General features: G+C 71.9%; 16 protein-coding genes. 14 read left to right on the top strand and 2 right to left on the bottom strand.

What is annotated here, in order from left to right:
- From JW592_RS06700 to JW592_RS06755, 12 genes are all read left to right on the top strand, one after another.
- The gene (locus JW592_RS06700; protein ID WP_209263978.1) at positions 1–1,233 is read left to right on the top strand and encodes an O-antigen ligase domain-containing protein; all 1,233 of its coding nucleotides are present in this window, start codon (positions 1–3) and stop codon (positions 1,231–1,233) included.
- 2 nt (positions 1,234–1,235) lie between these two features.
- Positions 1,236–2,444, top strand: a complete 1,209-nt coding sequence (locus JW592_RS06705; protein WP_209264124.1) for a glycosyltransferase — start codon at positions 1,236–1,238, stop codon at positions 2,442–2,444.
- Positions 2,441–3,751 carry a class I SAM-dependent methyltransferase gene (locus JW592_RS06710; protein WP_209263979.1) on the top strand — a complete coding sequence of 437 codons (1,311 nt, stop codon included), beginning with the start codon at positions 2,441–2,443 and terminating at the stop codon, positions 3,749–3,751. Before JW592_RS06705 ends, JW592_RS06710 begins: the two co-directional genes overlap by 4 nt.
- Positions 3,748–4,542 carry a sugar phosphate nucleotidyltransferase gene (locus JW592_RS06715; RefSeq protein ID WP_209263980.1) on the top strand — a complete coding sequence of 265 codons (795 nt, stop codon included), beginning with the start codon at positions 3,748–3,750 and terminating at the stop codon, positions 4,540–4,542. Before JW592_RS06710 ends, JW592_RS06715 begins: the two co-directional genes overlap by 4 nt.
- Positions 4,539–5,186: a PIG-L deacetylase family protein gene (locus tag JW592_RS06720; RefSeq protein WP_209263981.1), complete on the top strand. Its 648-nt coding sequence runs from the start codon at positions 4,539–4,541 to the stop codon at positions 5,184–5,186. The genes JW592_RS06715 and JW592_RS06720 overlap by 4 nt, the downstream gene beginning before the upstream one ends.
- A 3-nt stretch (positions 5,187–5,189) precedes the next feature.
- A complete protein-coding gene (locus tag JW592_RS06725) occupies positions 5,190–6,218 on the top strand; it encodes an NAD-dependent epimerase/dehydratase family protein (protein ID WP_209263982.1) in 1,029 nt (342 codons plus the stop codon).
- Positions 6,219–6,307: 89 nt separating this feature from the next.
- Entirely contained in the window at positions 6,308–7,561 is a 1,254-nt protein-coding gene (locus tag JW592_RS06730) for a DUF4910 domain-containing protein (protein ID WP_209264125.1), read from the top strand.
- A gap of 5 nt (positions 7,562–7,566) precedes the next feature.
- Positions 7,567–8,865, top strand: coding sequence for an MATE family efflux transporter (locus JW592_RS06735; protein WP_209263983.1), 1,299 nt, complete (start codon positions 7,567–7,569; stop codon positions 8,863–8,865).
- Complete coding sequence (locus JW592_RS06740) at positions 8,862–9,818, top strand: glycosyltransferase family 2 protein (RefSeq protein ID WP_209263984.1); 957 nt, start codon at positions 8,862–8,864, stop codon at positions 9,816–9,818. Before JW592_RS06735 ends, JW592_RS06740 begins: the two co-directional genes overlap by 4 nt.
- Positions 9,815–11,083 (top strand): polysaccharide pyruvyl transferase family protein, encoded by a 1,269-nt coding sequence (locus JW592_RS06745; protein ID WP_209263985.1) that lies wholly within the window; start codon positions 9,815–9,817, stop codon positions 11,081–11,083. The genes JW592_RS06740 and JW592_RS06745 overlap by 4 nt, the downstream gene beginning before the upstream one ends.
- Positions 11,080–11,631 carry a dTDP-4-dehydrorhamnose 3,5-epimerase family protein gene (locus tag JW592_RS06750; protein WP_209263986.1) on the top strand — a complete coding sequence of 184 codons (552 nt, stop codon included), beginning with the start codon at positions 11,080–11,082 and terminating at the stop codon, positions 11,629–11,631. Before JW592_RS06745 ends, JW592_RS06750 begins: the two co-directional genes overlap by 4 nt.
- 7 nt (positions 11,632–11,638) lie before the next feature.
- A complete protein-coding gene (locus tag JW592_RS06755; protein ID WP_209263987.1) occupies positions 11,639–13,021 on the top strand; it encodes a glutamate-1-semialdehyde 2,1-aminomutase in 1,383 nt (460 codons plus the stop codon).
- A 13-nt stretch (positions 13,022–13,034) separates the two neighbouring features.
- Here JW592_RS06755 and JW592_RS06760 read toward each other — a convergent pair whose 3' ends face one another.
- Positions 13,035–13,694: a phosphatase PAP2 family protein gene (locus JW592_RS06760; RefSeq protein WP_209263988.1), complete on the bottom strand. Its 660-nt coding sequence runs from the start codon at positions 13,692–13,694 to the stop codon at positions 13,035–13,037.
- Positions 13,695–13,923: 229 nt separating this feature from the next.
- Between JW592_RS06760 and JW592_RS06765 the strand changes: the two genes are divergently transcribed.
- Both JW592_RS06765 and gap read left to right on the top strand, forming a co-directional pair.
- A complete protein-coding gene (locus tag JW592_RS06765; protein WP_209263989.1) occupies positions 13,924–14,880 on the top strand; it encodes a GlxA family transcriptional regulator in 957 nt (318 codons plus the stop codon).
- A 117-nt stretch (positions 14,881–14,997) separates the two neighbouring features.
- Positions 14,998–15,996: a type I glyceraldehyde-3-phosphate dehydrogenase gene (gap, locus tag JW592_RS06770; protein WP_209263990.1), complete on the top strand. Its 999-nt coding sequence runs from the start codon at positions 14,998–15,000 to the stop codon at positions 15,994–15,996.
- Positions 15,997–16,079: 83 nt separating this feature from the next.
- Here gap and JW592_RS06775 read toward each other — a convergent pair whose 3' ends face one another.
- Positions 16,080–17,789 (bottom strand): dihydroxyacetone kinase family protein, encoded by a 1,710-nt coding sequence (locus JW592_RS06775; RefSeq protein WP_209263991.1) that lies wholly within the window; start codon positions 17,787–17,789, stop codon positions 16,080–16,082.
- Positions 17,790–17,921: the final 132 nt, after the last annotated feature.

Below are 17,921 nucleotides of genomic sequence, written 5' to 3' on the forward strand. Positions count from 1 at the left end.
ATGGGCGGGGACACGCCGAAGACCGTCGGGATCGTCTGGGGGTTGCTGGTCCTCAACACGCTCGGCTCCGCCGGGGCGAAGACCATCGTCCCACTGCCCCGCTCCCTCATCCAGCTGGTCACCATGGGCGCGCTGGTCGCCGCGTTCGCGCTGGCGCTCGCGCTCAATCTCCGGCTGCGTATCCGAGCCAGCGCCTTCCTGCTGCTGCTCACCCTGCTGCTGGTGCCGAGCGTGATCTCCAGCGCGTACCTGGAGTCCGGGTTCGGCGCGCTGTTCCGCTGCGCCCGGCTGGCCCTCTTCATCGGCACACTGTGGCTGCTCAGCCGCTGGTGGGACGGCAGCACGACGTTCGTCAGGCACCACATCCGGATGTACTTCCTAGTGCTCGGGTCGGTGGCAGCGGGTGCGGTCATCTCGCCGGGCGCGGCCATGCCCGAGCTCTACGGCGGGCGGCTGGTCGGCGCGTTGTGGCCGCTCACCCCGCCGCAGATCGGACAGTACGCCGCGGTGATCACCGGGCTCACCGCGCTGCTCGTACTGGGCCGCCGGGCCGACCGGGCAGGCGCGGCGGTGATCATCGTGCCGTCACTCGTCCTGCTCGCGTTGACCCACACCCGGACGGCCACACTCGGACTGCTCATCGGGCTGACGCTGGCAATCGGCTCCCTCTTGATGACCAGTACCGCGGCGCGCCGGTTCTTCGGCTGGACCGTGCTGTGCGCCGCGGTGACCGCGGTGGTATTCGGCCCCGCGCTGCAGTCCTGGTTCCTGCGCGGACAGAGCCAGGAGAACTTCACCAGCCTCACCGGCCGCGCCAAGGTCTGGGACGCCCTGCTCGCAGCGCCCCGGACCACCGTGGAGAAGCTGTTCGGTGTGGGCCTGGGCGACAAGTCGTTCGACGGGCTGCCGATCGACAACAGCTGGCTGGCCGTCTACCACGAGCAGGGCCTGACCGGCGTCACCTTCGTGGCGGCGCTCGTCATCGTGCTGGGCGGCGTCGCGCTGCTGCGGCCACCGTCGCTGTCGAGGGCCTGCGCGATCTTCCTGATCAGCTACTGCGCGATCGCCTCGTACACCGAGGCCGGACTGGGCGACGCCTCACCGTATCTGCTGCATCTGGCCGTCGCCGCCTCGCTGCTGGCGGCACCCGCCGCGGCACCGCCCCCCTCGGCGCCGCCCGGAACCCCTCGACGACATGTCCCGCGACGGGCACAGGACCGGGAGGCGACGTGAGCATGCACGTCCTCGTGGTGCACAACCGCTACGCCTCGGCGCAGCCGAGCGGCGAGAACAAGGTCGTCGACCAGGAGGTGGGGCTGCTGCGCGCGGCCGGCCACCGGGTCGAGGTGTTCGAACGGCGCAGCGACGACATCGCAGCGCGGTCCCTGCTGAGCAAGGCCGCGGTGCCGCTGCTGGTGCCGTGGAACCCGGCGGTCCGCACCGAGCTCGCCGCCCGGCTGCGCACCTCGCGCCCTGACGTGGTGCACGTCCACAACGTCTTCCCGCTCCTGTCACCCGCGGTGCTGGCCGCCTGCGCCGACGCCGGCGTGCCCGCCGTCGCCACGCTGCACAACTACACCCAGATCTGCCCACCCGGCACCCTGCAGCGGGACGGCCACCCGTGCACCGAGTGCGTCGGCTCGGCACCACTGCCCGCCGTCCGGCACGGCTGCTACCGGAACTCCCGCCTCGCGACGGTGCCGCTCGCCGTCAGCCTGTCGGTCAACCGGCGGCGGTGGTGGTCAGGAGTGGAGCGGTTCCTGTGCATCTCCGCGGCGCAGCGCGACGTCCTGGTGCGGTCCGGCATGCCACCCGAGCGGCTGACGGTCAAGCACAACTTCGTGGCCGACCCGGACGAGCGCCGAGCGGGCGCCGGCGAGCACCTGCTCTACCTCGGCCGGCTCGCGGAGGTCAAGGGCGTGCGGCTGCTCATGGCCGCGTGGGACCGGATCGCCGCGGAAGGCGGTGTCGGCGTACCGCTCGTGATCGCCGGCGCGGGGCCACTGGAGCAGGAGGTGACGGCCTGGGCTGCGGGCCGGGACGACGTGCGGTACGCCGGACTGTACGACCCGGCCGAGTGCCGGCAGGCCATCGCGCGGTCGGTCGCCGTGGTGGCGCCCTCGACGTGGCTGGAGGCGTTCGGCCTGGTGGTCGTGGAGGCCATGGCGGCCGGGGTCCCGGCGGTCGCCGCCGGTCACGGCGCCTTCACCGAACTCGTCGAGGACGGACTGACCGGGCTGCTCCACCGCCCGGGTGAGCCCGCCTCGCTCGCGGCGTGCCTGCGCCGTGTCACGGCCGGGCCGGCCCGCAACCGGGAGATGGGCCAGGCGGCCCGGCGCCGTTACGAGCAGGGTTTCAGCCCTGCCGTCGGCCTCCAGCGCCTGGTGGAGGAGTACCGCACCGCGATCGCGGGTCGGACGGAACCAATGGGGGGAAGTAGATGACACGATGCCGACTCTGCGGCTCGGAAGCGATGGCGAGCGTCGTCGACCTCGGGGCGACGCCACCATGTGAGAGCTTTCTCGCCGCGGACCGACTGGACGAGCCGGAGCCGGCGTACCCGCTGCACCTGCGGGTGTGCACCGACTGCTGGCTGGCGCAGCTCCCGCCGCTGATCACGCCGGAGGAGACGTTCAAGGAGTACGCGTACTTCTCCTCGTACTCCACCTCCTGGGTGGAGCACGCGCGCACGTTCGTCGCCGAAGCCGTACAACGTCTGGGTCTCGACTCCGAGGACAAGGACGCCTTCGTGGTCGAGGTCGCCAGCAATGACGGGTACCTGCTCAGGCACATGGTGGACCGGGGGATCCGCTGCCTGGGCATCGAGCCGTCGGAAAACGTCGGCGCCGCGGCGCGGGAGGCGGGTGTACCCACGCTCACGCAGTTCCTGGACCCGGCCACCGGCTCGCACGTCCGCGCCGAGCACGGCCCGGCGGATCTGGTCGTGGCCAACAACGTGTACGCGCACATCCCCGACGTGGTCGGGTTCACCCGGGGACTGCGCGCCCTGGTCGCCGACGACGGCTGGGTCTCCATCGAGGTGCAGCACCTGCTGACGCTGATCGAGGAGAACCAGTACGACACGATCTACCACGAGCACTTCCAGTACTACACGGTCGCCTCAGCGAGCCGCGCGCTGGCCGGCGGCGGGCTCGCGCTCGTGGACGTCGAACTGCTGCCCACGCACGGCGGCTCCCTCCGGCTGTGGGCCCGGCCGACCGAGGCGACGGGAGAGCCGGCCAATGGGATGTCCCCTGCTCTGGGGGCACATCCCGGCCGAAGGCTGGGGGAGGAGCCGAGAGCTCGGGGAAGGGTGGCCGACGTCCTGGCCCGGGAGAAGGCTGCCGGGCTGCAGGAGCTGTCCGGGTACACCGAGTTCTCAGCGCGGGTGGCCAAGGTGCGCCGGGACCTCCTCAAGTTCCTCATCGAGGCAGCCGAGCGCGGTGAGACAGTCGTCGGTTACGGCGCCCCGGGCAAGGGCAACACCCTGCTCAACCACTGCGGCATCCGGCCCGACCTGCTCCCGTACACGGTCGACCGCAACCCCTACAAGCACGGCAGGTTCACCCCGGGCACCCGTATCCCGATCCTGCCGCCCGAGCAGTTGGCCGCCGACAGGCCGGACCACGTCCTCGTCCTCCCGTGGAACCTGCGGGCGGAGCTGGTCGAGCAGCTGTCCTTCGTGGGCGACTGGGGCGGTCGGCTGGTCTTTCCCATTCCGGAACTGAGCATCGTCGAGGTCAAGCCATGAAGGTCGTACTGTTCTGCGGCGGTTATGGGCTGCGGATGCGCAGCGGAGCCTCCGACGACATCCCCAAGCCGATGGCGATGGTCGGCCCGCGGCCGCTGATCTGGCACGTCATGCGCTACTACGCGCACTTCGGGCACACGGAGTTCATCCTGTGCCTCGGCTACGGGGCCCACCACATCAAGAACTTCTTCCTCAACTACGAGGAGACGACGTCCAACGACTTCGTGCTGCGCGCCGGGCGGACCGAGCTGCTGTCCACCGACATCTCGGACTGGACGATCACGTTCGCGCAGACCGGCATCGAGTCACCGATCGGGGAGCGGCTGCGCCGGGTGCGGCACCACCTGGACGGCGACGAGATGTTCCTCGCCAACTACGCCGACGTACTCACCGACGCCCCGCTGCCGGAGATGATCGAGCGGTTCGCCCGGCGCGACGCGGGCGCGTCGATGATGGTCGTGCCGCCGCAGTCCTCGTTCCACTGCGTGGAGCTGGGCGAGGGCGGGCTGGTGGGGGGCATCACCGCAGTGAGTGAACTGCCGCTGTGGGAGAACGGCGGCTACTTCGTACTCCGCCAGGAGGTCTTCGACCACATACCGGAGAACGGGGACCTGGTCGCCGACGGATGCGCCCGACTGGCCAAGCGCGGCCGGCTGGTGGCGTATCAGCACCGCGGCTTCTGGAAGCCGACCGACACCGTGAAGGAGCGGGCCGCGCTCGACGCCGCCTACGCCCGGGGCGAGCGACCGTGGGCCGTGTGGGAACAGGACGAAGCGGGGGTGAGCGCGTGATCCGCCTCGGGGCCGGGTCCCTGGACCGGATCGTCGCGGTGGGCGCGCACTGCGACGACATCGCCATCGGCGCCGGCGGCACACTGCTGACGCTGTGCCACGCGCGGCCGGGCATCCGCGTCGACGCGCTGGTGCTCTCCGGCGGCGGCAGCGAGCGGGAGCAGGAGGAGCAGACCGCGCTCACCGCCTTCTGCCCGGGCGCCGACCTGCGGCTGACCGTGCACAAGCTGCCGGACGGCCAACTGCCCGCACACTGGGAGGAGGCCAAGGTCGCGGTCGAGGAGCTGCGCGCACGCACCGAGCCGAATCTCGTACTGGCGCCGCGCACCGAGGACGCGCACCAGGACCACCGCGCCCTGGCGAAGCTGATACCCACCGCCTTCCGCGACCACCTCGTGCTCGGCTACGAGATCGTCAAATGGGACGGCGACCTCGGCCGTCCAACGGCGTATCAGCCGCTGTCACCTCAGCTCGCCGAAGAGAAGGTGCGGCTGCTGCAGGAGCACTACCCCTCGCAGCGGCACCGGCCCTGGTACGACCGCGAGGCATTCCTCGGTCTCGCGCGCATCCGCGGCATCGAATGCCACGAGCGCTACGCCGAGGCGTTCGCCGTCACCAAACTCACTCTCAACCTGGGGGAATGAACCTTGCGCGTGCTGCTCACCGGACACCAGGGCTACCTGGGCACCGTGATGGCCCCGGTCCTCACGGCCGCCGGACACGAGGTCGTCGGTCTCGACTCCGGCCTGTTCGCCGAGTGCGTCCTCGGCCCTTCGCCCGCCGACCCGCCGCAGGGCCATCGGGTGGACCTGCGCGACGTCTCGGCCGACCATGTGGCCGGGGTCGACGCCGTGATCCACCTGGCCGCGCTCTCCAACGATCCGCTGGGATCGCTGGCTCCGGAGCTCACCTACGACATCAACCACCATGCGTCCGTACGCCTTGCCCGGCTGGCCCGCGAGGCCGGAGTACGCCGCTTCCTCTACGCCTCGACCTGCTCGGTCTACGGCGCGGCGGGCGGCGACGACCTGGTGGGCGAGGACGCCCCGCTGCGCCCGGTGACGCCGTACGCGGAGTCCAAGGTACGGGTGGAGGACGACCTGCACGCGCTCGCCGACGGCGACTTCAGCCCGGTGTTCATGCGCAACGCCACCGCCTTCGGCTACTCGCCCCGGCTGCGCGCCGACATCGTGCTGAACAACCTGGTGGGCCACGCGCTGCTGTCAGGCGAGGTCCTGGTGCTCTCCGACGGCACGCCCTGGCGTCCTCTGGTGCACGCTGCCGATATCGCACGGGCCTTCGCGGCTGCGCTGACAGCGCCGCGGGAAGCGGTGCACGCCCGCGCCTTCAACATCGGCAGCGAGATCAACAACGTCACGGTCGCCGAGATAGCCGAGCAGGTCGCCGAGGCGGTGTCCGGCGCGAAGGTGGTGATCAGCGGCGAGACCGGCGCCGATCCGCGCTCGTACCGGGTGGACTTTTCCCGGTTCCGCACCGCGATACCCGGCTTCGGCTGCGAGTGGACGGTGAACCGGGGGGCGCTCGAACTCGCCGCCGCCTACCGCGAGTTCGGACTCACCCGGGACGACTTCGAGCAACGCTTCACCCGCCTCGCCGTGCTGCGCGCGGCGTCCGAGGCCGGTGCCGTTGACGACACCCTGCGGTGGCGCCGGTGACCGCGCCCGGCGACCGGCCGGTGACCGCGCCCGGCGACCGGCCGGTGACCGTGCCCGGCGACCGGCCGGTGACCGCGCCCGGCGAAGAGATGTACGCGCTGGTGGAGCGGATGTACCCGCTCTGCCGGAGCATCACGGGGGACGGGGTGCGCGCCACCCTGAAGATCGTCGGCGAGTACCTTCCGCTGCAGGTGCACGAGGTGCCGACCGGGACGCAGGTGCTCGACTGGACGGTTCCGCAGGAATGGAACATCCGGGACGCCTACATCGCCGACCCCGCGGGCAACCGGGTCGTCGACTTCGCCGCGTCCAGTCTGCACGTGCTGGGCTACAGCGTGCCGGTGTCGGCGACCATGCCGCTGGCCGAGCTTCGCTCGCACTTGCACACCCTGCCGGACCACCCGTCCTGGGTGCCGTACCGCACCAGCTACTACAAGCCGGACTGGGGATTCTGCCTGGCGCAGCGGACCCTGGACGCGCTGCCTGACGGCGAGTACGAGGTGCGCATCGACTCCACACTCGCCGACGGTCACCTCACCTACGCCGAGCACGTCGTCCCCGGGCAGGTCACCGACGAGGTGCTCGTCTCCTGCCACGTCTGCCACCCCTCGCTGGCCAACGACAACCTGGCCGGTATCGCGGTGGCGACCTTCCTGGCCCGGGCGCTGGCGGAGCGGACGCCGTACTACACCTACCGGTTCCTGTTCGCGCCCGGCACCATCGGCGCGATCACCTGGCTGGCCCGTAACAGGGAGCGGGTGGACCGCGTCAAGCACGGGCTCGTGCTTGCCTGCGCCGGAGACCGGGGATCGCTCACGTACAAGCGGAGCAGGCGCGGCGACGCGGAGATCGACCGTGTGCTGCCACACGTACTGGCCGCGTCCGAACGCCCGCACCGTGTCGCGGAGTTCACTCCGTACGGCTACGACGAGCGGCAGTTCTGCTCGCCCGGCTTCGACCTCGGCGTGGGCTCGCTCACCCGCACCCCGTACGCGGGCTACCCCGAATACCACACCTCGGCGGACAACCTGGACTTCGTCTCCCCGGAGGCGATGGCGGACACGCTCGCCGTGTGCCGCGAGGCGTTCGCCGTCCTCGACCGCAACCGGCGGTATCTCAACCTCAGTCCCTACGGCGAGCCACAGCTGGGCCGACGTGGACTGTACGAAGCGCTCGGCGGCCGCAGCGATGCGAAGCAGGCCCAGCTGGCCATGCTCTGGGTGCTCAGCCTCTCCGACGGCCTGCACAGTGTGCTGGACGTCGCCGATCGGTCCGGACTGCCGTTCGACACCGTCGCCGAAGCGGCCGGCGCCCTGCACGGCGCCGGGCTGATCAAGGGCTGACGCCGATGACCGCCGAGGGGGAGAATCCGCGGACAGCGGCGCCACCGATCCGATCAGCCCGGCGGGCCGTCGTCGGCCGGCTGTCCTGGGGACTGGCCGACCAGGCGGCCTCCAGCATGACCAACTTCGCCGTCGGCATCTACGTGGCACGCTCGCTCGGGGTGACCGCGTTCGGCGTGTTCAGCCTCGCGTGGGTGACGTACGGGGTGGTGCTCAACGTCTCCCGTGGCCTTGCCACCGACCCGCTGGTGGTGCGCTTCAGCGGCGTATCGGACACGTCCTGGCGCGGCGCTGTGGCCCGGTCGACGGGGACCGCACTCGGCGCGGGTGGCGTCATCGGCGCAGCGTCCGTGGCGGTCGGGCTCGGCCTCGGCGGTCGCGTGGGGCCCGCGTTCGCCGCCCTCGGCGTCATGCTGCCGGGGCTGCTGCTGCAGGACGCCTGGCGGTTCTCGTTCTTCGCCGCTGGCACCGGGCGGAAGGCGTTCGTCAATGACGTCGTGTGGGGCGTCGCGCTCGTCCCCGCCATGGTCGTGGCGGCCCGCGTGGGCACCGTGGCCGCTTTCGTCCTCGCCTGGGGCGCGTCCGCCACGGTGGCGGCGGGGTACGGCCACGTCCAGTCCGGTGTCCGGCCCCGGCTGACCGAGGCGCGCGGGTGGCTTCGCGAGCAGCGGGATCTCGGCTACCGGTACCTGGTCGAGAACGTCAGCCTCAGCGGCGCGAGTCAGCTGCGCGCTTACGGGCTCGGCGCGATGGTCGGGGTCGGCGCGGTGGGTGCGGTCCGGGGCGCCGAGCTCCTGCTCGGCCCGTTCCTCGCCGTGCTGATGGGGCTGTCGCTGGTCACCGTTCCGGAGGCGGCACGGGTGCTGCGCCGGGCCCCGCACCGCCTCGGCACGTTCTGCCTCCTGCTGGGAGGGGGGCAGGCAGCCACCGCACTGCTCTGGGGCGGGGCGCTGCTGCTGATGCCGGACCGGCTCGGCGAGCTGGTGCTCGGCGGCGTCTGGCACTCCGCCGCGCAGCTCATCGTGCCGATCACCCTCGGCGTCGCGGGCGCCGGCCTCGGCACCGGCGTGGCGGCCGGGCTGCGCGCACTCGGCGCGGCCCGGCGCAGCCTGCGCTGTCAGCTGTTCGCCTCCACCTGCTACGTCGGCGGCGGGCTCGGCGGAGCGGCTCTCGCCGGCACGGTCGGCTCGGCCTGGGGCGTCGCCGCCGCGACCGTCTGCGGCTCGGCCGTGTGGTGGCTGCACCTGCGGTACGCGCTGCGCGAGCACCACCACGACCCCATACGCGAAGTGAGGACGCCATGACCGCCCTTCCCCGGCTGAGCATCGGCCTGCCCGTGTACAACGGCGAGGAGTACCTTCCCGAGGCGCTCGAAGCACTGCTCGGCCAGACCTACGAGGACTTCGAACTCGTCATCTCCGACAACGCCTCCACCGACGGGACCCAGGGCATCTGCCGGAAGTACGCCGCGCGGGACTCACGCATCCGGTACCTCCGACTGCCCCGCAACATCGGCGCCGCGCCGAACCACAACCACGTGTTCGCCGAGTGCCGCGGCGAACTGTTCAAGTGGGCCTCGCACGACGACCTGTACGCCCGGGACCTGCTGCGGCGCTGCGTCGAGGCACTGGACGAGCGGCCGGACGTGATCCTCGCGCACACCGGCCAGGCGGTGATCGACGGCGACGGCCAGGTGAAGGTCCCGTACGCGTACACCCTCGCCACCGACTCGCCGCACGCGCCCGAGCGCTTCCGCAGCGTGCTGTTCGAGCCCGGTGGCGACGACTTCTACGGAGTGATGCGCGCCGACGTGCTGCGCCGGGTCAAGCCGCACGACAGCTACCACCACGCGGACCGCACGTTCGTCGCCGAGATCGCCCTGCACGGCCCCTTCCACCAGGTGCCGGAGCTGCTGTACTTCCGCCGCGACCACCCCACCCGCGCCGAGCGCGCGAACCCCTCCAAGCGTTCCCGGTGCGTCAACCTGGACCCGCGCCGGGCAGGCCCGCTGCACCCGACGCCCCGGCTGCTCGCCGAGTACGTCTGGGGTTTCGTCTCGGCGATCCGGCGGGCACCGTTGTCCTCGGCCGAACGCCGCGCGTGCTACGGCCATCTGGCCGCGTGGATGACCAGCCGGGCCCGGCCGGGCGCCGGCGAGCGGGTCGAGGACCGCGCCCCGGTCGACCCGGCTGTGCTCACCGTCTCCGTCGACGCGCTCGTCGCCGGGCGTGAGGGCAGTGCGGGGAGGCAGGCGTGATCGCTGCCCGCGTCGGGGTGTTCGGCCTGCTCGGCTCCGGCAACCTCGGCAACGACGGATCGCTCGAAGCCGTACTCGGATATCTCCGCGCCGAGCACCCGGAGGCGGTCGTGGACGCGCTGTGCGGCGGACCGGAGACCGTCACGGCCCGGTACGGGATACCCGCGACGCGGCTGCACTGGTACCGAGCGGAGTACCGGACCGCGTCCCGTGCGGGCGCGATCGCGGCCAAGGGACTGGGCAAGCTCGTCGACGTCTTCCGTACCGCCGCCTGGGTGCGTCGGCACGACGTCGTGATCGTGCCGGGCATGGGCGTCCTGGAGGCCACGCTGCCGCTGCGGCCGTGGGGCTTCCCGTACGCGCTGTTCCTGCTCTGCGCATCGGGCCGGTTGTTCGGCACCCGGGTCGCGCTGGTCGGCGTCGGCGCAGCCCCGATCGGTCAACGGTCGACCCGGGCACTGGTGCGCTGGTCGGCACGGCTGGCTGCGTACCGGTCGTACCGGGACGCGCTGTCCCGCGATGCCATACGGGACATGGGCGTGGACGCCGGACACGATGAGGTCTACCCGGACCTGGCGTTCGCCCTACCGATGCCGCGGTCGATCGTCTTCTCGGAACAGGCAGAGCCGACGGAGCACTCGGGCCCGCGGGGCCCGGTCTGCGTCGGCGTCATGGCCTTCCACGGCGGCAACGACGACCGTGCCCGGGCCGAGGAGATCCACCGGCGCTACCTGGACGGGACGACCCGTTTCGTACGCTCCCTGGCCTGGGACGGCAGGCCGGTCCGGCTGCTCATCGGCGACGACGTCGACCGGCCGGTGGTCGCCGCGATCCTCGACGCGGTGGACTCGCCGCTGGTCACCGCCGCCGAGGCGGCCTCGCTGGCCGACCTGATGAAGGAGACGGCGGCTGCCGAGTCCGTGGTGGCGACCCGGTACCACAACCTCGTCTGCGCGCTGAAGGCCGGCACGCCCACGCTGGCCCTGAGCTATGCGGCGAAGAGCGACGCGCTCATGGACCGGATGGGGCTGGGCGCGTACTGCCACCCCGCCCGCGAGGTCGACGCCGACCGGCTGCTGGACCAGTTCCAGGCGCTGGAGCGGCGGTCCGTCGAGCTGCGGCGGACCCTCGCCGAGCGGAACCTCGTCGCCGCACGGCAACTCCAGGACCAGTTCGCCGAGTTGACCGCAGCCCTGTTCCCGGCGACCGGCCACGGCCGGGCCCACACCCGCACCCACACCCACACCCGGCAGGAGATTCCATGAAAGCGACCGAAGTCCCGGAGATCTCCGGTGCCTACCTGTTCGAGCCGACGCCGCACGCCGACGAACGCGGCTTCTTCTGCCGCACCTTCGACGCCGACGTGATCCGCTCGGTGGGCCTCGCACCCGACACCTTCGTCCAGGACAGCCTCTCCCGCTCGGTGCGGGGCGTGCTGCGCGGCCTGCACCTGCGCTCCGGCGCGGGCGAGGCCAAACTGGTGCGGTGCTCGTACGGGAGGATCTTCGACGTCGTCGTGGACCTGCGGCCGGATTCGCCGACGTACCTGGGCCGGGCCTTCTTCGAGCTGTCCGGCGAGACACAGCTGACCGTGTACATCCCGGCGGGGTGTGCGCACGGCTTCCAGGCGCTGACCGAAACCGCTGACATCTCCTACCGGATCGACCGCCCGCACGATCCGTCCGAGGACGTGACGATCGCCTTCGACGACCCGGAGCTCGCCATTCCCTGGCCGCTTCCCGCCACATCGATGTCCCAGCGGGACCGGGAGGCGCCGAGCCTCGCCGAGGTCCTGAAGCAGAAGGAGAGGTGAGGCGGGCGTGGACACCGAAGACACCCGAAACGCCGGAGAGTTCCTCCTGCCCCGGTCCCGGGCGGCGAACGAGCGGCTGCACGCCGTGATCCCCGGGGGCGCGCACACCTACGCCAAGGGCGACGACCAGTACCCCGAGAACCTCGCCCCCGTCATCAGCCACGGCCGCGGCGCCCACGTGTGGGACGTCGACGGCAACCGCTACATCGAGTACGGCTCCGGCCTCAGGTCGGTCAGCCTCGGTCACGCCCACCCGCGCGTGACCGAGGCGGTGCGACGCGAACTCGACCGCGGCAGCAACTTCGTCCGGCCGTCCATCGTGGAGGCCGAGGCCGCGGAACGCTTCCTGGCCACGGTGCCGACCGCCGAGATGGTGAAGTTCGCGAAGAACGGCTCCGACGCCACCACCGCCGCCGTGCGCCTCGCCCGGGCCGTCACCGGGCGCCCCCGGGTGGCCGTCTGCGCCGACCATCCGTTCTTCTCCGTCGACGACTGGTTCATCGGCACCACGCCGATGTCCGCCGGCATCCCGGCCGCGACCACCGAGCTGACCGTGGCGTTCCCGTACGGGGACCTGGCCGCCACCGAGGAACTGCTCACCCGGTACGCCGGCGAGATCGCCTGCCTGATCCTCGAACCCGCCACCCACACCGAGCCTTTCCCGAGCTCCCAACCTGGTCCGAGCAGGGGAGACCCCACCACGGACTACCTCGCCGGGCTGCGCGAGCTGGCCGACCGGCACGGCTGCGTACTCGTCTTCGATGAGATGATCACCGGCTTCCGCTGGTCCGAGGCGGGCGCCCAGGGACTGTACGGCGTCGTCCCCGACCTCTCCACGTTCGGCAAGGCGCTGGGCAACGGGTTCGCCGTCTCCGCGCTGGCCGGATGCCGCGAGCTGATGGAGCGGGGCGGGCTGCGCCACTCCGGCGAGCGGGTGTTCCTGCTGTCCACCACGCACGGCGCGGAAACGCACTCCCTGGCAGCGGCAATGGCCGTGCAGACCACCTACGTCGAGGAAGGCGTCACCGCACGGCTGCACGCACTCGGCGAGCGGCTGGCCGCCGGTGTCCGCGACGCCGCGGCCGGTATGGGCGTCGGCGACCACGTCGTCGTACGCGGCCGGGCCAGCAACCTGGTCTTCGCCACCCTCGACGAGAACGGGCAGCCGTCGCAGCAGTACCGCACCCTGTTCCTGCGCCGGCTCCTCGCGGGCGGGGTGCTGGCCCCCTCGTTCGTGGTGAGCAGCGCGCTCACCGAGGCCGATATCGACCACACCGTCGAGGTGGTGTCCCAGGCATGTGCGGTGTACCGGAAGGCACTGGACGCCGCCGACCCCACCCCCTGGCTGGACGGGCGGCCGGTGAAGCCCGTGTTCCGCCGCCTGGCGTAGACGTGACGTGACGTCAGCGGTGCTGTCGCGGGCCGGCGTCGGCCACCCGGTCGACCAGCCACGCGGTGGCCGGTACCACTGCCAGCGCGGTGCACCAGCCGCCGACGGTGTCGGTCGGGTAGTGCGCGCCCAGCGCGACCTGCGCCCAGCCCATGGCGGCTCCGGCGGCCAGCGCCGCGACGAGCACGAGTGACGTGCCGGCCCCTCTGCCGAGACCGAGCCGGCCGGCCGTGAGGAGCGCCACCACGAGGGCGAGCGCGGTGAGGAAGGCGGTGTGCCCGCTCGGATAGGACAGGTTGTCGTCGCCGTGGATGGTGCGTCCCACCATGTGCTTGAGCAGCGTCGCCGTCCCCACGGTCACCCCGGTGCCCGCAACGGCGAGCACCGCGGCGCGAGGGCACCGAAGCAGCAGGCAGCCCGCCACGGTGACCACGACCAGCGCCGCCGCTCCCACGGGCTCCCCCAGGAAGTCCGTGGCCGTAGCGGCGTACCGCCACGGCTGCCCCGCACCGTCCACCGCCGCCCAGATCCGCGCGTCCACCACGCCCGGCTCGCCGTCACCGGCATACAGGACCCCGAGCACGACGACCACCAGCGCGGCGAGGACGGCAACCAGGCCGAGCCGGATGCGCAGCGACGAGGGCAGCACCGTGGGCGCCGCCCGGCCGGTCACACGCCCACCACGGACTGGACGGGCCGGACTTCCACGTCTGCTCCGGCCAGGCGATCCAACGCGAGTCCCCCTCGTGTCCGAACCATCGTCCGGCGCAACCCCGAACGCGTCGGCCTGGCCGACGCCCCGGCAGCCTAGCCAACAATCGCTCCGGGCGTGGCCGCCTCCCCGCCGCACGCCGCTCCGGGCAGCGGGCGTACCGATGCATGCCCCACGTAGCCTCTTGCCCATGCCAGCCTCCCGCCTGCATCGCGTCGCCGTCCTTGTCCTGGAGGGTGCGAAGCCGCTCGATGTCGGCATTCCCGCACAGGTGTTCACGACCCGCGCGAGCATGCCGTACGAGGTACGGGTGTGCGGCGCCGAACCTGGTCTGGTGACCGGGGGCGACGGCCTGTCGTACTCCGTCGCCCACGGCCTGGACGCGCTCGCGTGGGCCGACATCGTCTTCGTCCCCGGCTACCGGCACCCGGATAGCGAGGACCCGCCAACGGCCGTCGTCGACGCGCTGATCGCCGCTCACACGCGGGGCGCCCGGCTCGCCGCCATCTCCACGGGCGCCTTCGCGCTCGCCGCCACGGGACTGCTCAACGGCAGGCGCGCCACCACGCACTGGCATTACACGCGAGCACTCATGGCCAGGTATCCGCACATCCAGGTCGACGAGAACGTGCTGTTCGTCGACGAGGGCAGCGTGCTCACCTCGGCCGGCGCCGCCTCCGGCATCGACCTGTGCCTGCACATCCTGCGCGGCGACCTCGGCGTGGCCGCCTCCAACCACGCGGCCCGCCGCCTGGTCGCGGCGCCCTACCGCAGCGGCGGCCAGGCCCAGTACGTGCCGCGCAGCGTCCCCGAGCCGCTCGGCGAGCGCTTCGGTGCCACCCGGGAGTGGGCGCTGCACCGGCTGGGCGAGCCCCTCACCCTCGACATACTGGCGCGGCAGGCCGGGGTCTCGCCCCGCACGTTCTCCCGCCGCTTCGTCGAGGAGACCGGCTACACGCCGATGCAGTGGGTGATGCGCGCCCGCGTCGACCTGGCCCGTGAACTGCTGGAGCGCTCCGAGCGCAGCGTCGAACAGATCGCCGCCGACGTCGGGCTCGGCACCGGCGCGAACCTGCGCCTGCACTTCCAGCGCATCCTGGGCACCACCCCGATCGAGTACCGGCACACCTTCACCCGCGGTGCGTAGCCGCGACTGGTCGCAGTGTTCGCAGTGGCGAGATCCTTTCGAACCATGGCGATCCCGCCACTGTCAGCGGCGCGCACCGCGCGCGAGCCTGGTGGTGAAAGAGAAGGGAGACCACTCATGACCCGCGTCGCCATCAATGGATTCGGCCGCATCGGACGCAATGCGCTGCGCGCGCTGCTGGAGCGCGACAGCTCCCTGGAGATCGTCGCCGTGAACGACCTCACCGAGCCCGCCACGCTCGCCCGGCTGCTCGCCTACGACAGTACCGCGGGCCGCCTCGGGCGGCCGGTGACCGTCGACGGGGACACCCTCGTCGTCGACGGCCGTCGCATCAAGGTACTGGCCGAGCGCGAACCGGCGCGGCTGCCGTGGGCGGAACTCGGCGTCGACATCGTCCTGGAGGCCACCGGCCGCTTCACCTCGGCCAAGGCCGCCGGCGCCCACCTCGACGCAGGCGCGCGCAAGGTGCTTGTCAGCGCGCCGTCGGACGGCGCCGACGTCACAGTGGCGTTCGGTGTCAACACCGCCACCTACGACCCCGACCGGCACACCATCGTCTCCAACGCCTCCTGCACCACCAACGCCCTCGCCCCGCTGGCCAAGGTGCTCGACGAACTCGCCGGCATCGAGCACGGGTTCATGACGACGGTGCACGCCTATACGCAGGAGCAGAACCTGCAGGACGGTCCGCATCGCGACCCCCGCCGCGCCCGTGCGGCCGGTGTCAACATCGTGCCGACCACGACGGGCGCCGCCAAGGCGATCGGCCTGGTGCTGCCGAACCTCGACGGCAAGCTGTCGGGCGACTCGATCCGGGTACCGGTGCCGGTGGGCTCGATCGTCGAACTCAACACGACCGTCGCCCGTGACGTGACGCGCGACGACGTGCTGACGGCCTACCGCACGGCGGCAGAGGGGCCGCTCGCAGGCATCCTCGAATACTCCGACGACCCTCTCGTGTCGTCCGACATCACGGGCAATCCCGCCTCTTCGATCTTCGACTCGGCCCTCACCCGCGTCGACGGCCGCCACGTGAAGGTGGTCGCCTGGTACGACAACGAGTGGGGCTTCTCGAACCGCGTGATCGACACGCTGGAGTTCCTCGCCGCGCGGTGAACGGACGCCGTCCGGCCCGGGCCGTGGTCGGTGTGACCGGCGCCTGGCCGCGCCGGTCCGCGCCGGTCTCCGGTCCGGTCCCCTCAGCGCGAGGTGAGGCGCTCCGGGTCGGGCAGACGTGTGGCGGTGGCCGGCTCGTAGACGCCGGCGAGCGCGGTGAACAGCAGCGCCACGCCGAGGGAACCCGGGTCGGGGACGCCGATGGCGCGCTCGCCCACGTAGCTGGCGCGGCCGCGCCGGGGAGTGAGGGAGGCGGTGCTCAGGGCACCCTCGACGGCGGCCTCCGCTGCGACGGTGAAGGGGCTGTCGGCGCCGTCGCGTGCGGCAGTGGCCAAGGCATCGGCGGTGGGAGCGAGTGCGTCCACGAGGGTGCAGTCGCCGACCTCGGCACCGCCGACCCGGTGGATGGCGGCCAGGGCGGACTTCGCCGCGTCGGCGACGGACAGGGCGTCAGGCGCCCGGCCGTCGGACCAGGAGACGGTGGCCAGCTCCTGGAAGAGGAGGCCGAAGAGCGGACCGCTGGTGCCGCCGACGTCGTTGAGGAAAGCCTCGGCCAGGGCGGCCACGCCGTCGCTCCCCGACTCGTTCCGCTCGACCGCCCGGCGTACGCCGCCGGCCAGGTTGTCGCCGAAGTCGCCGTCGCCGACGAGCTGGTCGAGCGCTGTGAGGTTGTCATGAGCCTGGGAGACGATCGCCGAGTAGCGGTCGAGGATGCCCCGGCTGGCCGGAGCCTCGCTCACGCGTACGTGTGCGGCGGCCGGTTCGGCGACCACACTCGCCGCGGTGTCCGGGGCCAGGGTGCGGGCGGGAAGGGCGAGCGGCGTGTCGGTGGGTGCCGTCCACAAGTCGGCCCACTCCGGCCTCATACGGGTGAGAGTGAGGGAGAAGCCGGCCATGTCCAGGGCGGCGGTGAACGTGCCGGGCACGACGGCCAGGGGCTGGATGCCGCGCGCAGTCAGCTGGTCGTGCAGGATCGAGCCGATGGCGTGCAGTTCCAGACTGGTCGTGGCACCCAGGCCGTTGACGACGGCCAGCACCTCCTCCTGCCCTGCGGGCAGGGCCTGGAGCAGGTCGTCGGTCATCTGCGCCACAAGCTCCTCGACGGGACGGTGGTCGATGGTGCGTGTACCGCGCTCGCCGTGGATACCGACACCGTACTCGAGCGTTCCGGGGTTCAGATCGAAGGCAGGTGCCGCGGTCGAGGGTGAGGTCTGGGCCCGGGCCGCGACGGCGAGGCTGCGGGAGCGTGCGACGATGTCCGCGCCCAGAGCGGCGAGTTCCTCCAGTTTCGCGCCCTGGTCGGCGAAGGCGCCGAGCAGCTTCTCCAGGACGACGGTTGCGGCGGTGCCCCGGCGGCCGGTCGCGGTGTCGGCCTTGTCGGTGGCCAGATCGTCGTCGACCAGAACCGTCGCCACGGGAATGCCGTCGTGGCGCAGGCGTTCCGCCGCGATCTGAAAGTTGATCACGTCCCCGGTGTAGTTCTTGATGATGAGCAGCACGCCGTTGCTCTTCGCGGCGGCCGCGCCGGCTTCGTAGATCTGCCGGTTGTGCGGGGAGGCGAAGATCTCGCCGGGGCAGACGGCGTCGAGGCCGCCGGGGCCGAGGAGGCCGGTGTGCAGCGGTTCGTGGCCGGAGCCGCCTCCCGAGACCAGCGCGACCGTGCGGTCGGGGCTGCTGGTGCGGGCCCGCAGGTACAGGGGACTGGTGTTCACTTCGAGCAGGCCGGGGTTGGCCAGGGCGAGGCCGCGTGCGGCGCTGAGAACCGTGTCGGCCTGCGTGAGGAAGTACGTCATGAGGGAGGGCTCCGTCGGGAAACGAGGTGGATGGATCAGCGACCCTCAGGTCGGTGGGGTGTCGAGGTCGGACGAAGGGGCTGGCTGTGCTGCTCACCGGGGGCCGCTCGATGCCCCGTGGAGAGACGCCCT

It is taken from the genome of Streptomyces spirodelae, from assembly GCF_017676385.1.
GTDB classification, from domain to species: Bacteria; Actinomycetota; Actinomycetes; order Streptomycetales; family Streptomycetaceae; genus Streptomyces; species Streptomyces spirodelae.